Raw genomic sequence first — 15111 nt, forward strand, 5'->3', positions numbered from 1 at the left:
CTTAAAAAAAGAGTGCACTAAATATATTGACAAAGGAGGTCCGGATTCGGTGCACTTGACCGGCGGTAGTCACTGGCTACACGACGTCCCGAAGATTAGGAGGAACCATGATGCCTCAGCAACGTGCGGCCGCCCGGATCAGCAAGAGGGCAGGAGCTGCCGGATTTCTCGGCACCCTGATCGAGTACTTCGAGTTCGCCAGCTACGGGTTGCTCATGATCGTGATCGCCCCGCAGTTTTTTCCCAGCCACAGCCAGGCGACGTCGATCCTGTCGGGACTCCTGGTGTTCGCAACCGCGTATGTCGTCCGCCCGCTCGGCGGCATCTTCTTCGGGTGGGTCGGAGATCGCCGGGGACGCAAGGTTGCACTGATCGCGACGGTGGTGCCGATGGGCGCGGCGTCCGTGGTACTCGGACTATTACCAACCTATGCGACTGTCGGCGTCATCGCACCGATACTGCTGGTCATCGTGCGCCTGGTGCAGGGGTTCTCAGCAGGCGGTGAGATCATCGGGGCGGCGACCTACGTCGCCGAGTCCGCGCCGAAGCGCCGACGCGGCTTCTATGCGGCGCTGACGCCGATGGGCTCCAACACCGGGGTCGGGCTGGCCGGTGTGGTCGCCGGGGTGATCGCACTGAGCACTACCTCGGCACAGATGGAGGCGTGGGGGTGGCGGATCCCGTTCCTGCTGTGCCTGCCACTGACGCTGATCACCCTGTGGGTGCGGGCCGGGCTCGAGGACTCGCCGGAGTTCGAGAAGATGGTCGAGAAGTCGGAGATCACCAAGGCGCCGTTCCTGACCGCGGTGCGCGCGATGCCCGCCAACATCGCCAGGGTCGCCGTGTTCGCCCTCGTCACGAACCTGATCGGCGCTGTCGGTTCGACGTATATGGCGATCCACCTGATCTCCGACATCGGAATGAAGCAGGCCGACGTCTTCTTGCTGATGGGTCTGATGCAAGCGGTCACCATCGGGGGGATGCTGCTGTCGGGCAGGCTCTCCGACCGAATCGGCAAGCCCCGGATGCTCAGCATCGGCTTCACCGTGTCCCTGATCGTGGCGGTGCCCGTCTTCTGGGTCATCGACACGGCCCCCGGCATTGGGGTGCTGGCTGTTCTCATTGCGGTGTGGCAGTTCGCCGTCGGGTTGCAGGCCCCGCCCATGTTCGGCATTTTCACCGAGATGTTCCCCCGCCACATCCGCTACTCGGCGGTCGCGTTCGGATACAGCATCGGCGTCATCTTCGGTGCCGGCCTGACACCGTACGCCTCGCAACTACTCGCCAAGACCGGTAGCTCGTTCGCTCCCGCCTACCTCGTAGTAGCGGCCTCCGCCGCCGGGCTGGTCGTGCTCTACTTCTCGCGGAGGATCAGCAACTACTTCAACGACGCCGACCGGGACTCTGAAAATGGAGTTACCGCGCGGCCACCCGATGACCTAATCGAACGTGATCGAACGTCTATGACCTGATCGAACGTCTATGACCTGGTGGGGCGGAATGGATCGATCTTGTGGGCGGAGCAAACAGGGGCATCGTCTTGATGGAGCACGTCGCCAAGGATGGCACGTTCAAGACCGTCGATTCCTGCACGCTGCCGATCACCGGCGTCGGTGTGGTCGACCGAATCATCAACGCCCTCTGTGTTTTCGACGTCACCGAGGGCTGGCTCGTTCTCCGGGAGTTGGCGCCGGAGATCACGATCGACTACGTCCGTGAGCGCACCGGTCCGTCCTTCAGAGTTGCCTTGTCGATAACGAGTACACCGACCACTTACTGATTGGATAGCAATGAGTTCTGCATCTACTCCCCGTTATGGAGTCTTCGCTTTGTCCACTGTTCCGCCGTGGCACAGCCACAACGTAGCGGTGAACAAAGCACTCGAGCAGATCAAACATGCCGACGAGCTCGGTTTCGAAGATGCCTGGGTGGCCGAGCACAACGGCCGCAAGTTCGGAATTACGGCTTCGGCGCAACTGTTGCTGGCCGCGGCTGCGGCCGCCACGACACGGATTCGTGTCGGATCCGCGGTCTCGCGGTTGCCGATGCATCACCCGCTGCGCCTGGCCGAGGACTACGCCTACATTGACCAGTTGAGTAGTGGCCGGCTGAACTTCGGCATCGGCAAGGGTTATGACCCGGTCGAGTTCCAGGCCTACAACATCGACCTGTCCGAGCGTGAGGAGCGCTACAACGAGGTCCTCGAAATCGTCATGCAGGCATGGCGGACCGGGAAGGTCAATTTCCAGGGCAAGTATTACCAGGTGCCCGGTGCCGGTGAAACGATCGACGAAGTCGAACTTTTCCCGGAGGTGTTCCAAAAGCCCATTCCGCCGACCTACGTCATGGTCAGTTCGAGTGAGGAGTCACTCCGGTCGGCCGCCCGCCAAGGTTTCGCGTTCGTGCTCGGAGGTGCGACCCGTGAGCAGGCGAAGTCGTTGGTCGAGGTCTACCGTGAGGAGGCACGTGCGGCAGGACACTCGTTCGACGCGATCGATGAAAACCTCGCTCGCAGCTCACAGTTCAAAGCAACCCATGTCGCCGATACCGCCGAGCAGGCCAGACGCGAATTCCGCGAGGGCTATATGTGGTTCGTTGGGGAGAAGAAGAACCGCGCCAAGGTTGGCCTCAGCATCGAGGATCTCACTTTCGAGCAATACGTCGAACGCAAGATGCTTATTCTGGGGTCGCCAGATGACGTCGCGGAAGAAGTGGCATCTTTCCACAGTTACACGGGCCTCGGAGGATTGGTCCTCTGGTTCGACGGCGGCGGGAGCCAGCCACAGGAACAGGTTCTCCAGTCGATGACCACATTCGCCGAGAAAGTGCGCCCGCAACTCTGACTCTGCGCAATCGAACCGGGGTCGCACATCGGCCCCGGTTCGATCACGAGTATTTTGGGTGGCGGTCCGAGGCCGGCCCCGCGGATGGCTTGAAGCCGTAGAGATTTGACCACTTGTAGATAGATTCCACAGCTCGCGCGTATGGAGGAATTCACACCGATGGCCACTGTTCAGACCGTGACCGGCGAGATCGACTGCCGGCAACTCGGGCGTGTGCTCATGCATGAGCACGTGTTCGTGATGAACCACGAGTATCAGGTCAACTACCCCGAGACATGGGACGACGACGAACGCACGGAAGATGCAGTCAAAAAGCTGATTGCACTGAAAGGCGCCGGTATCGACACGATCGTCGATTTGACGGTGTTGGGTTTGGGTAGGGATATCCGACGGGTGCGGGCCGTAGCAGAGAAGTCGCCGGTGACGATCATCGCTGCGACAGGGTTCTATACCTTTGCCGATCTGCCGACGTACCTTCGTGTGCGGGGGCCTGGCCGACTGCTCGGGGGTGAGGAGCCTCTTGTCGACATGTTCGTCAAGGACATCACCGAGGGCATCGCGGGAACCGGGATCAGGGCGGGAATCCTCAAGTGCGTCACCGATGCTCCTGGTGTGACTCCCGATATCGAGAGAATTCTGCGGGCCGTCGCCCGTGCACATCTCATCACCGGTGTTCCCATTTCCACGCACACCGATGCATTGGCCGAGCGCGGCTTGGATCAGCAGAAGATCTTCGCGGAGGAAGGAGTAGATCTCGGTGCTGTGGTCATCGGCCACAGTGGGGACACCGACGATCTGGATTACCTGCAGCGCTTGATCGATGCTGGGTCCTACCTCGGCATGGACCGATTCGGTCTCGACGGCTTCATGACGTTCGAGAAGCGAGTGGCCACTGTCGCAGCATTAGTGCAGCGTGGATACGCATCGCGAATGGTGTTGTCCCACGACACTTCATGTCACACCCAGAACGTTCCTGACGACTACCGTGCACAAAACTGGCCTAACTGGCAGTTCCACCACATCGTCGACGACGTCGTCCCTGCATTGTTGGACGCGGGCGTCACGCCACGAGATATCGAGACCATGCTTGTGGATAACCCACGGGAAATATTCGCGGCTGGGGCATCTGGAACCGGCTAGACGGTATGGGGGTCGGCCCGATTCTGGGCCGGGGCCTCGATTGCAAGTTGCCGTGGGTTGCCGAGTAGGCGCTGTCTGGATCGGTAGTGCCTACATTTGCGTCAAGACCGACGCTCATGACGCACTGCATCTGGCAACGTTGCTCCGGCTGGACGAAATAGGACCGATCCGCGATTACGTCGGCTGGGCGAGGCTCTTAGATGTTCATATCGCCTCACGCACCGCCGCACTACCTGGGAGTAACTATGGAATGGTCAATGTCTGTCGATCAACCAACCTTGCGTTCGTTCTTCGGTCACATTCCCAGCGGCGTTTTGGCCGTCGGCGCGGTGGTCGACTCTCAACCGGTTGGGATGGCGGTCAGCTCCTTCACGAATGTCTCCATCGACCCACCGCTGATCACCATCTCGATTCGGAACGAATCGGAGACCTGGCCGCTGCTCCGGCAGGCTCGATCCATCGGCGGTAGCATCCTGGCAGAACAGCACACGTCAGTAGGCACCAAGTTATCCAAAGGGCTCGCACACCAGAGGCTCAGCGATGTCGCGTTTACTGCCTCGGACAACGATGCGATCTTCATCGAAAATGCGGCGGCCTGGTTCGAAGGCGTATCAGTCGCGGAGATACCAGCCGGCGATCATTCGCTCGTCCTTGTGCAAGTTCAACGGCTCGCTACCAACGCCGATTCAATGCCCTTGATATTTCACAAGAGTAAGTTCGCCGGGATCCGGCATGACTGACGCTCGCTACGGTCCGCTCACCCTGATTGTCGTTCCGCCGAGTACTCGAATTCGTTTTGCCCCAGTGCATGAAGTACGCGCGGAAACCTATCCGCATGTACTGTCGGCCGACAATCTGCGCACCGCGTCGAACCAGTCGAAGCACCTTGAACCAGACGATCACCAACGCCGACCCCATCCGTTGCTGCGAATCCATGACGAGGAGGCCCCCACATATGTCGCCAATAAGGCGTGGCGAGCACTCGGCGGTACAACCGACAGGACCAGTGCCATCTGGGCAAGGTGGCCGGCAAGGAATATCGCCGGCCTGATTGCCGACGCAGTCCGTGCTGGAGTTGCGCAGGGCGCAGTGCTTTTCACACCGGACTCGGTCACCTACAGCGACGAGGTCGCCAGCCACATTTCTGCGTCCGGCTTTGAGGTGATCGCGAGCGTCCCAGGATGGACGCTCGAGATCATTCGATCAGCCGACCTGGACAGGTGTGCCGGCCAGCCAACCTCCATCGACCGCGATGACTTCTCCGCAGAGGTGATCCGATAACCCAGATGAAAGGAATAGAACGGTATCGGCAATCTGCTGGGGCGTTGCCCACTTGCCGTTCGAAGTCTGAGCCTCGAGTGCGTGCCGAATCGATACGTCGTACGGCACTGTCACGTTAATCGAAAAGTATAGCAGCGCAGCTAGTTTGGGGAACACCGCTACGACATACTGTCGGTACATGGGCGGCGAGTTGTGCGGCTGCACGTTGCAGGTCGATCGGTCGGGGTGTGTCTGATGTCGGGGGATTGTCTTGCCCGCGTGCGCTTGTGCGCGCGTTGGACCCACCGGCACTCGGCACAGGGCCGACTGCGGTTCGACCCGACAACGCGATTCGTCCTCTACGACCGGGTCGTACGCCCAACGGAAGCGCGCCCGGCCCCGGCCGCACATCGCCACTGAAGCCCCGTGCCATCGCCGGTCGAACACGCACTGCCCCAAACAGGCTTCGATGCTGGGCTTCCGACAACCTGACTGCGCCTTTCAACCAGTCCTCGAACCCCCGCGGCGCTACGGGTCATCCTTAAGTCGCCGCCACCGTCACGTCAGGGTCTGTTCGATCTTCAATTCAGTGTCCGCCAGTCACGTCAGCAAGCGATACTCTGGGAGAAGTTGCGAGGTAAGCGCATGTGGTCCGGGTGGCTCAGAGAGTGCGGATGGGCGGATAACTGATGATGGAGAACGATCCGTTCCGCACCGGCCGTGACGTGTCCATCGCAGTCACCGAAGAATTGAGTGCTGCAGGATTCCACGACGCCGAAGAGATCGGCCGCGGCGGGTTCGGGGTCGTCTACCGCTGCACCCAATCCCTCCTCGACCGCACAGTGGCAGTCAAGGTCCTCACCACCGACCTTGACGAAGCGAACCTGGCACGATTCTTCCGGGAACAGCAAGCCATGGGCCGGCTCACCGGGCACCCGAACATCGTCAACGTCCTGCAAGTCGGCTCCACCGACAGTGGCCGTCCCTACCTGGTCATGCCCTATTACCCGCAAGACTCACTCGAAGCCCGAATCCGCCGCCACGGCCCGCTCGCATGGGAAGAAATGCTCCGGCTAGGCGTGAAAATGGCTGGCGCCCTGGCAACGGCACACCACCTCGACATCCTGCATCGCGACATCAAACCCGCGAACATCCTGCTCACCGACTACGGCGAACCGGCCCTGACCGACTTCGGGATCGCACACATTTCCGGAGGCTTCAAGACCGCTACCGGCACCGTCACCGGATCGCCGGCATTCACCGCACCGGAAGTACTCGGTGGAGAGCCACCGAGCGCTTCCTCCGATGTCTACGGTCTCGGCGCGACGTTGTTCTGCGCACTCACCGGACACGCGGCCTTCGAACGGCACAGTGGAGAGCAGGTGGTGGCGCAGTTTCTGCGAATCACCACACAACCGGTACCGGACCTCCGTGAGAGTGGTGTCGACGACGACGTCTGCGAGGTAGTCGAGCATGCGATGTCCCGCGACCCGGATCAGCGCCCCACAGCGGCCGCGCTCGGTGAAGCACTCCGACAACTACAGGGCAACCATGGCCTGCAAGTCGACGAGATGTCGCTACTCGCTGATCCAAGGCCACAGTCAGGGCAAATGCTGGACAACCCACCAGAACCGGCACCGAAATGGTACACACTCGCACGGCAGAACATCACCGGGAACCTTCCTCTGGAGCTAACCAGCTTCGTGGGCCGCCGAACAGAAGTTTCGGAGACCAAGACCCTACTGTCGGTTTCTCGGCTGCTGACGCTGACCGGAGTCGGCGGGGTCGGCAAAACCCGGCTCGCACTGAAAGTCGCGTCAACCGTCCGCAAGAATTTCCCGGACGGGGTATGGCTGGTCGAACTCGGCGAGGTGCATGACGCGACTTTGACCGAGAGCGTGGTTGCGGCCGCCTTGAGCCTGCGGGATCAACCGGCGCGGCCGGTGCGGGAAATCCTGGCTGAGTTCCTACGCACGCGCGAGCTGCTACTGGTACTCGACAACTGCGAACAAATGGTCGAGGGAGTGGCGGAATTGGTCGACACAATGCTGCAGACAAGCCCCGGATTACGGATCCTCGCCACCAGCCGCGAACCATTGGGGATCACCGGAGAATCGGTGCACCTGGTGGCCCCGCTCACCGTTCCCGCACCCGACGCAGAGCCGTCATTGCGGAGCTTGCTGCGCTGCGACGCGGTGGCATTGTTCGCCGACCGCGCCGCAGCAAAGGTAGAAGGGTTCGAAGTGACCGAGGCCAATGCGGCGACGGTGGCCCGGATCTGCGCCCGTCTCGACGGGCTACCGCTGGCAATCGAACTCGCGGTGGCACGGCTACGGATGATGTCACCCGATCAGATCCTGCAACGTCTGAACGACCGATTCACCTTGTTGAACCGAGGCAGCCGCGGAACTCCGACCAGACAGCGGACACTATGGTGGAGCATCGACTGGAGTCACGAATTGTGCACTCCGCCGGAACAGCGATTATGGGCGAGATTGTCGGTGTTCGCCGGCACATTCGGGCTCGACGCCGCGGAGGGCATCTGCGGCGACGACCAACCCGCAGATCCCCTACTCGACTCGTTGTCGTCGCTGGTGGACAAGTCGATCCTGATCCGCGAAGAACAGGGTTCCGTGGTCCGGCTGCGGCTGCTCGACACACTTCGCGACTACGGCCGAGAGAAACTACAACAGATGGGCGAATCGCTGACAGTGAGCCAGCGGCACCGAGATTGGTACGAACAACTCGCCCTCGACGCGGACGCCGATTGGATCAGTTCCCGGCAACTCGAGTGGATCAGCCGACTGGAACGAGAACAACCAAACCTACGAGAGGCGATGGAATTTTGCCTGACCGAGGGCACCGAGACGGAGCACGGACTGCGCATGGCCGCGGCGCTGTTCCAGTTCACAATGTCGAGAGGACTGCACAGCACGCAAAGGAAGTACCTCGACCAACTCCTCGCGAAGCAACCCGGACCGTCAAAAGCCGGACGCGTCAAGGCGCTCTACACCGCAATCATGTATGCCGCCGTGCAGGGAGATCTGCATGCGGCAACCAACATAGTGGAGGAGATGCGAGAGCTCGCCGAGTCTGTCGACGATCCGGCGATCGCGGCTCGCATCCCCGAAGCCGCTGGCCTCTTAGCGCTCTATAGCGGCGATGCTCATCGCGCTCGCACGAACTTGGAGATCGCGCTCGAGATGCTCGACTCTCATGCCGACCCCGTCCTCCAAGTCAGCACTCTGCACTTCCTTGGGATGACCTACGAAATGCTCGGCGACACAACCCGGGCCATAACTTGCCATGAGCGGGCCCTGGCTGTCACCGAATCGCATGGTGAATGGCTGTTTCGCGCATTTGGGTTGTGGGCCTTGAGCGTAGCTGTGTGGCGCGAAGGTGATCGGGCGCGAGCCGTGAAGCTGCTCGAACAGGCACTGCGCCTTATTCGGCAAACGAACAACCCAATGTCGTCTGCTTCGTGTTTGGAGACGCTAGCCTGGATCGCTGCAGAGGACAGGAACGCGCAACGCGCTGCGGTGTTGATGGGGGCAGCAGAGAAACTGGGAAGTTCCTTAGATGGTGGCGCATTCCTACTTCCCTTTGCACTCCAAAACCACGAGAAATCCGAACGGACGGCTCAAAACATGTTGGGAGAGCGGGCATTCGAAACTGCTCACAGGAAGGGACGACAGATGGGATTCGATGCTGCGGTCGCGTACGCACTGGGCGAGCAACCCCCCGCCAAGATTACCGGCAAGGGATCCGTGACGGAACTGACCAAGCGGGAGACGCAGGTCGCCGAGCTTGTCGCTCAAGGATTGACCAACAAGGCGATCGCGACCAAGTTGGTGATCTCGCAGCGAACCGCACAAGGGCACGTCGAACATATTCTCACCAAACTCGGGTACACGTCACGTGCCCAGATCGCAACCTGGGTGGTCGATCAGAAACAAAACAAACCGGACTGACTACACAGGCCTAACCCACAAGGTGCACGTACCTACTTGTCCTTGCTGGAATCCCGACCAGCTCCGGCGATTGGACAGGCATCCTCACACCGCCGACGACGCAAACGCACGTACTCGACGGAATCGACAGGATCTGCCGCGAACTCGGCGGCGCCTCAGGTGTTGCGATTCAACCGAAGGCCAACAACACAGAATTCTGAACCATAGTTATTCACAACGAGTTTCGACGATGCAACCAAACAGCAGGCCACATCTCGGCAACGACGCACGGCTACCTATGTAGGACCAGATTCAGAGGCTCAGCACGGACCGCCCCAGTGCCCAGAAGTTAGTTCCCTTCCACTTCGAGGTGAAGCGGTTATTGCTCTCCGTGATCCGAACAACCTCGTCTTCGGTGAGTCCGTGACTCGTACCGAGTGCCATGCCGTGCTCGAAGACTGCGTCGGCGACCGGAAGTCCCTCGTCCGGCTCACAGTATTCGATGTTGTCCATCATGAGGTGGCGAGTAACGTTGCCGCTCCACACTGTTCGCCTATCGATGCCGTCTGCTTCGATGGCTTTCCGCATATCGCTACGCGTGAAGGGTGCGTCGTCGTTGATCATCACCGGGTAGCACAGCCAGGCCGTATCCCGACGTCCAGTTCTACTCGCGGAGTGAAGAACCCCGGATGCGCACTGTACGCGACAGTAACCGCCGCGAAAGTTGCCTTACGCGTCTTGTAGTCTTCCTCGAGCTTGTCGCGCTGCACGACGCTGTAGCGGCATCGAGTTCGGACGTTTCAAGTTCCACGACATGAGCTCGAAGATGACGTCGTTGTTTTAGTCGGCACCGTCGAGCTCTTCACGGAACACGCGTCCGGTCTTGGTGCTGCCGAACAGGTTCGGCTCGCTACGTCGGCCCCAACGGCGAAGTAGTGGCGCCTTGTCGCAACTCGCTTCGTCGTCGACCAGGACCATGCCGCCGGTTCCGGCGCACGTGATGATGTGCGCCATCGAGAAGTGGTAACGACGATGTCGGCCCGAGCACCGGTAGGTGTTCCTCGCAGGGTGGAACGAACGCGTCGCACGAGTCCTCGATGACCTTGAGCCCGTGGCGATCTGCGATGTCACGGATAGCATCCCAGTCTGGGCAGTTGCCGGCCAGGTTCAGCATCAGGATTGCACCGGTCTTCTCGGTGACCATGGCCTCGATCTTGGTGACGTCGACGGTGAACGTGTTGGGCTCGATGTCCACGAACACCGGGCAGCTGCCGGCCGATCTTGGCCCATCGACGTGCCACGACACGACGAGCCCGCCAGCATCGGCGACGCCTGTCGATCAAACCCGACTTGCAGCGTGGGTGGCGGAGTTGTTGTCGCAGCGGTGGAGTCCGCGGCAGATCAGCCGGCCATCTGCGGGTGCGATTCCCCGACGATCCGCGGATGTGGTTGTGGTTGTGGTTGTGCCACGAGAGCATTTATCGAGCTATCAACCAGCCCGGATAGCTTTCGCTCACCGGCGCGCACAACCTATCCGCAATCAGCGGGCTCGTCGAGCGCCAGACACGCACGGTTCGGTTGCTGCATCTACCCTCCGTGACGGCGATTCCATCCAAACTGCACTGGCCGCGCGGCTCGAACTACAACGCCAAAGGGTTGTTGCGTGACTACTTTCCGAAGGTCACCGACCTCACTATCGATTCGACGGAGCCACTGCTGACCGTCGAGAACGAACTCAACAACAGCCCCAGTGTCGCTCCAAGATTATTGTCCAACAATGTTTTTCACTGCTCTACTAGACTCACGAATCCCGTCGATGTTGACGAGAATAAGCACTAATTGGGTTTCTATAGAGCCGGGCCGGTCGTTCGAGGGGCTTAGACGAATCGTGTCGACCCGATGGGCGCACCGTTGAACTGGAGTAGCCGACTACTCGGCTGCTGCGGTGGAGATGGCATTTCCGGTGCTCGTTCGAGGGCAGTGTCGATCCGAAGACGTTCATTCCACGGCTGATCGACCTGGAAGGAAGGCCGTTTTCCGTTCGACACCATTTTCACCACGTTACCGTTGAGCAAGTTCAACGAGGTCGAAGTCGCGTCGTCGCGCGGCGAGGTGGTCAAGCCGGTCCTGCAACCCGGACCGTAGAACTCGGCGTCGTCAGAACTTCGGCGTCACCGCCCACGCTTTCAGCCGTCCAGGTGGCTTTGATCGACGCGACAACGGACTGCAGAAGCGGATCCAGGTCGACCAACTCTCGATTCCAGACGACACCCACGTGCAGTTCGAGGTCGTCACTCAACGGAACCACGGCGAATCCCGGATCGGCAAAGATTCCGGCTGCGCCACCGGTCGAGGGGTGCAAAGAAATTGTGATGCCCTTGTTGCGCCTGATATGACTCGCCAGGAGCACCGTGTCGTAGTCGGGCATCCGGTGCAACTTCTTGATCCCGGAATCCACGAAACGCTGGCGCACTCGACGCATCGCGAAAGGCTGAGGGGTCACGGGCGGCACCGTCAGTGTGCGATGAGCGAGATCTTCGAGCGCGAGCACTTCGCTACTCGCCAATGGATCGTCGGCGAGCATGGCGACCACGAACGAGTACGAACCGATAATCACGCTGTCCAGCAGATCGGTGTTGATGGGTAGATGAACGAGGGCAGCTGCGAGATCACCCTTCTCGACGTCGGCAATCAGATCCGCAGAGTGAGCGACGACGAAATCCACGGAACACGGCGCCGCCGCATCTTCGACGACTGCTATGAAACTGTCGGTCATCGCGGGCGGCGCGCGGTGTGTTCCCCCGATACGCATCACCCGGTTGCTGTTGACGAACTCCGCTGCGACGACGCCGAGTTGGTCGATACCACGAAGGACGTCGCGGACTCGATCGAGCAGTGCCCGGCCCAACGGTGTCACTTGCACCTCGTGGTAACGGCGGACGAACAGTTCGCCACCGAGTTCGCGTTCGAGTTCTTTGATCATCCGGCTCACCGGCGACGCCGTGAGGTGCATTCTGGCAGCGGCTCTACCGAAATGCAGCTCCTCTGCAACGGCAACGAAACACCTCAGGTGCGATAGATCCATTCATCGAGAATGTTCGTCGGTCGAGCAGTAGTCAACTCGGGAATTCCTACACGTTGCGTTTTGCAGCATATGTGAGCGTCGAAATGAGTGATGGCCACCGCGACCACATTCGTGTGATCGTTGAACGAGCAGCAGGAAGACCCGGCCTTGTCGCGATCCACAGCCATGTCGCGACCCACAGCCGCCCCCAATTCCACACTGCAGCAATTGCATTCACGAAAACGCGCAGGCGACGGCACCCAGTGTCCACATGCCGGACACACCGGTAGCTTCCCCTCGGTCCCGGACACGAGTTCCGTCACGAAAGGAATTCCCCACATGAGCATGCCGCAGGACACCGCGCCCGATCTGCCGAACGAACACGACCTTCCCTTGGCAAACGTCCGGGTCGTAGACCTCACCGGGCAGAGCGGGGAGATGGGTCCACGTATCCTCGCCGATCTGGGAGCCGACGTCATTCGAGTCGAGCCGATCGTAGTCGATCGGCCGTCCGCCGAGCTTCAGGAGTTCGCCGGACTCGACGTCCGTCACGAGACCCACAATGCGAACAAGCGCTCGGTGTCGCTTGACCTCGACACGACTGCCGGCATCGGCATCCTACGACGACTGTTGCAAACGGCAGACATTTTCATCGAGGGTCTCGGAGTGGACAGACTGACCGATCTCGGTCTGGAACCGGCGGCGCTTCGGCGGGAGTTCCCGACCCTGGTGATCGTGTCATTCAGCGATTTCGGCCGCACCGGACCGTACCGGAACTGGACGGCAACGGAGCTGGTCCATGTCGCTCTCGGAGGTGTGTTGTCACGGTCGGGTCTGCCCGGGCGCCCGCCGTTGGTTCCTCCCGGACCGATCGCACTCGAATCGGCTGCGGTCACCACCGCATGGGCCGCGTTGCTCGCCTACTACAACCGGCTGCTGACCGATTCGGGAGACGACGTCGACGTCTCGGTGTTCGAAAGCACCGTTCAGATCATCGATCCGGGATTCGGCATGGCAGGATCGGCGGCCGGCGGCGTACCGACATCCGACGGCCCCCGCGGACGACCCGATTCGAGCCATCTGTACCCGATCTTCCCGTGCGCGGACGGATACGTACGCCTGTGCATCCTCAGCCCTCGGCAATGGCAAGGGATGTTCGAATGGATGGGTAGGCCTGCTGAGTTCGCGGATCCCGAACTCGGTCAACTGAAACACAGATACGCCGCAGTTGGCACGCTGTATCCCGCAATCGAAGCATTCCTCTCTTCCAAGAGTCGCACGCAGGCGGTGACGGAAGGCCAACAATTCGGTGTGCCGTGCGGCGAACTACTCGACTTCGCGGAGGTTCTCGACTCCGAACACTACTCGGCGCGAGATGCTTTCGCTGCGGTCCCCACTCCCCTGGGCACACTCCGAATCCCGAACGGACTGATGGAGATTGACGGCACACGAGCCGGAATTCGCAGGCGGGCACCGCGACGCGGCGAGTACGACACCGAGATTTTCTCCGATCTACCGCCGCTGGCCGGCCCGTCGACGGCGAACTCGCCACGAGCGAACCCCGTCCGACGGCGACCGCTGGACGGAATTCGGGTACTCGATCTCGGCGTCATCGTCGCAGGTGGCGAAACAGGTCGACTTCTCGCCGACATGGGCGCCGAGGTGATCAAGATCGAAAACACCGCCTTCCGTGACGGTAGCCGACAGTCCATGTCCGGCGCACTCATCACTCCGGTCTTCGCCTGGGGCCACCGAAACAAGAAGAGCATCGGTATCAACCTTCGCTCTCCCGAAGGCCGTACCTACATCGCATCTCTCGTCGAACAATCTGATGTCGTCCTCTCGAACTTCAAACCAGGAACAATGGACAAACTCGGCTTGTCCTATCAGGAGCTGTCCCGGATCAATCCTCGGATCGTCGTTGCCGACTCGAGCGCCTTCGGTAACAGCGGGCCTTGGAACGCCCGGCTCGGATACGGTCCGCTGGTCCGCGCCTCGACCGGCCTGAGCCTGGCTTGGAAGTACGACAACGCCAACGGCGGATTCGCTGACGCCTCCACCATCTATCCTGATCACGCAGCGGCAAGAGTTTCCGCGATAGGTGTTCTCGCGCAGCTTGTCCGACGCCTCAAAACCAACCGTGGTGGAACAGTGAGCGTGGCCCAAGCCGAAGTGATTCTGGCTCAACACTCGGATCTGTTTGCCAGCGCATCGGTACGCATCGGCACGGAGTCGGACAGAGGAACTTGCAACGCACCGAGCGGACTGTATCCCGCCGCAGGCACGGACGAATGGATCGTGATCGACGTCCGCGACTCCGACGACTGGGAACGACTGGCCAAGTGCATCGGCTCGATCGAACTCGTGTCCGACCCCCGATTCGAGACTGCGACGAAACGCCTCGAACACCGCGCCGAACTCGACGCCGTCATCGAGAACTGGACCCGCAGTCGATCACCACGGGCAGCAGTCGATCTACTCCAGGAAAGCGGAGTCCCGGGCGCCATGATGCTGAGGCTTCCGGAACTACCCGAAGATCTGCACCTGCGGGCACGCCAAACCTTCAGAGTCGCAAGGCATCCGTTGATCGATCGTCTCCTGCCGAGCGAGAACACACCGGCGCACTTCGAAAACATTCCCGATGTGGAGTTACGACCGGCTCCGCTTCTCGGCGAGCAGACCCGCGAAATCGCGTCGACCCTTCTCGGCCTGTCCAACGACGACATCGACCGCATGATCGCCGCTGGCGTCCTCGAGGAAGAACTCCCTCCGATCGACACCGACAACCGGTCCGTCACAAACTCCTGAAAACCCGGTCACCGTGCCGACGGTCACCGCGAACACCAGAGCAAAC

At 60.8% G+C, this 15111-nt stretch carries 12 protein-coding genes and 1 pseudogene; 8 read left to right on the plus strand and 5 right to left on the minus strand.

What is annotated here, in order from left to right:
- Positions 1–107: 107 nt before the first annotated feature.
- The 6 genes from EEB13_RS03065 to EEB13_RS03090 all read left to right on the plus strand — a co-directional run bounded on the left by EEB13_RS03065 (position 108) and on the right by EEB13_RS03090 (position 5264).
- Positions 108–1472, plus strand: a complete 1365-nt coding sequence (locus EEB13_RS03065) for an MFS transporter (RefSeq protein ID WP_141484555.1) — start codon at positions 108–110, stop codon at positions 1470–1472.
- A 41-nt stretch (positions 1473–1513) separates the two neighbouring features.
- On the plus strand, positions 1514–1780 hold the full coding sequence (locus EEB13_RS03070; protein ID WP_141484556.1) for a CoA-transferase: 267 nt from the start codon (positions 1514–1516) through the stop codon (positions 1778–1780).
- A gap of 10 nt (positions 1781–1790) precedes the next feature.
- Positions 1791–2843 carry an LLM class flavin-dependent oxidoreductase gene (locus EEB13_RS03075; protein ID WP_141484557.1) on the plus strand — a complete coding sequence of 351 codons (1053 nt, stop codon included), beginning with the start codon at positions 1791–1793 and terminating at the stop codon, positions 2841–2843.
- Between the two features lie 159 nt (positions 2844–3002).
- Entirely contained in the window at positions 3003–3983 is a 981-nt protein-coding gene (locus EEB13_RS03080) for a phosphotriesterase (RefSeq protein ID WP_141484558.1), read from the plus strand.
- 257 nt (positions 3984–4240) lie between these two features.
- Positions 4241–4723 carry a flavin reductase family protein gene (locus EEB13_RS03085; RefSeq protein WP_261984432.1) on the plus strand — a complete coding sequence of 161 codons (483 nt, stop codon included), beginning with the start codon at positions 4241–4243 and terminating at the stop codon, positions 4721–4723.
- Entirely contained in the window at positions 4716–5264 is a 549-nt protein-coding gene (locus EEB13_RS03090; protein WP_141484560.1) for a hypothetical protein, read from the plus strand. Before EEB13_RS03085 ends, EEB13_RS03090 begins: the two co-directional genes overlap by 8 nt.
- Here EEB13_RS03090 and EEB13_RS32305 read toward each other — a convergent pair.
- Positions 5187–5654, minus strand: coding sequence for an SDR family oxidoreductase (locus EEB13_RS32305; protein WP_141485524.1), 468 nt, complete (start codon positions 5652–5654; stop codon positions 5187–5189). The two genes, EEB13_RS03090 and EEB13_RS32305, sit on opposite strands and share 78 nt — an antisense overlap.
- Before the next feature lie 278 nt (positions 5655–5932).
- Here EEB13_RS32305 and EEB13_RS03100 point away from each other — a divergent pair, with 278 nt between their 5' ends.
- Positions 5933–9214: a protein kinase domain-containing protein gene (locus tag EEB13_RS03100; RefSeq protein ID WP_141484561.1), complete on the plus strand. Its 3282-nt coding sequence runs from the start codon at positions 5933–5935 to the stop codon at positions 9212–9214.
- A 291-nt stretch (positions 9215–9505) separates the two neighbouring features.
- On the opposite strand, the gene EEB13_RS31880 is transcribed toward EEB13_RS03100, so the two are convergent.
- From EEB13_RS31880 to EEB13_RS03110, 4 genes and pseudogenes are all read right to left on the minus strand, one after another.
- Entirely contained in the window at positions 9506–9817 is a 312-nt protein-coding gene (locus EEB13_RS31880; protein ID WP_261984433.1) for a hypothetical protein, read from the minus strand.
- 216 nt (positions 9818–10033) lie between these two features.
- Positions 10034–10207 carry a hypothetical protein gene (locus EEB13_RS31885; RefSeq protein WP_261984549.1) on the minus strand — a complete coding sequence of 58 codons (174 nt, stop codon included), beginning with the start codon at positions 10205–10207 and terminating at the stop codon, positions 10034–10036.
- 121 nt (positions 10208–10328) lie between these two features.
- Positions 10329–10499 (minus strand): annotated as a pseudogene (locus EEB13_RS31890) (DegT/DnrJ/EryC1/StrS family aminotransferase); the annotation flags it as partial.
- A gap of 810 nt (positions 10500–11309) precedes the next feature.
- Entirely contained in the window at positions 11310–12278 is a 969-nt protein-coding gene (locus tag EEB13_RS03110) for a LysR family transcriptional regulator (RefSeq protein WP_141484562.1), read from the minus strand.
- Positions 12279–12596: 318 nt separating this feature from the next.
- On the opposite strand from EEB13_RS03110, the gene EEB13_RS03115 reads away from it, so the two are divergent.
- The gene (locus EEB13_RS03115; RefSeq protein WP_141484563.1) at positions 12597–15065 is read left to right on the plus strand and encodes a CaiB/BaiF CoA transferase family protein; all 2469 of its coding nucleotides are present in this window, start codon (positions 12597–12599) and stop codon (positions 15063–15065) included.
- The last annotated feature ends 46 nt before the right edge of the window (positions 15066–15111 follow it).

This window comes from Rhodococcus sp. WS3 (assembly GCF_003797085.1).
Taxonomy (GTDB): domain Bacteria; phylum Actinomycetota; class Actinomycetes; order Mycobacteriales; family Mycobacteriaceae; genus Rhodococcus_F; species Rhodococcus_F globerula.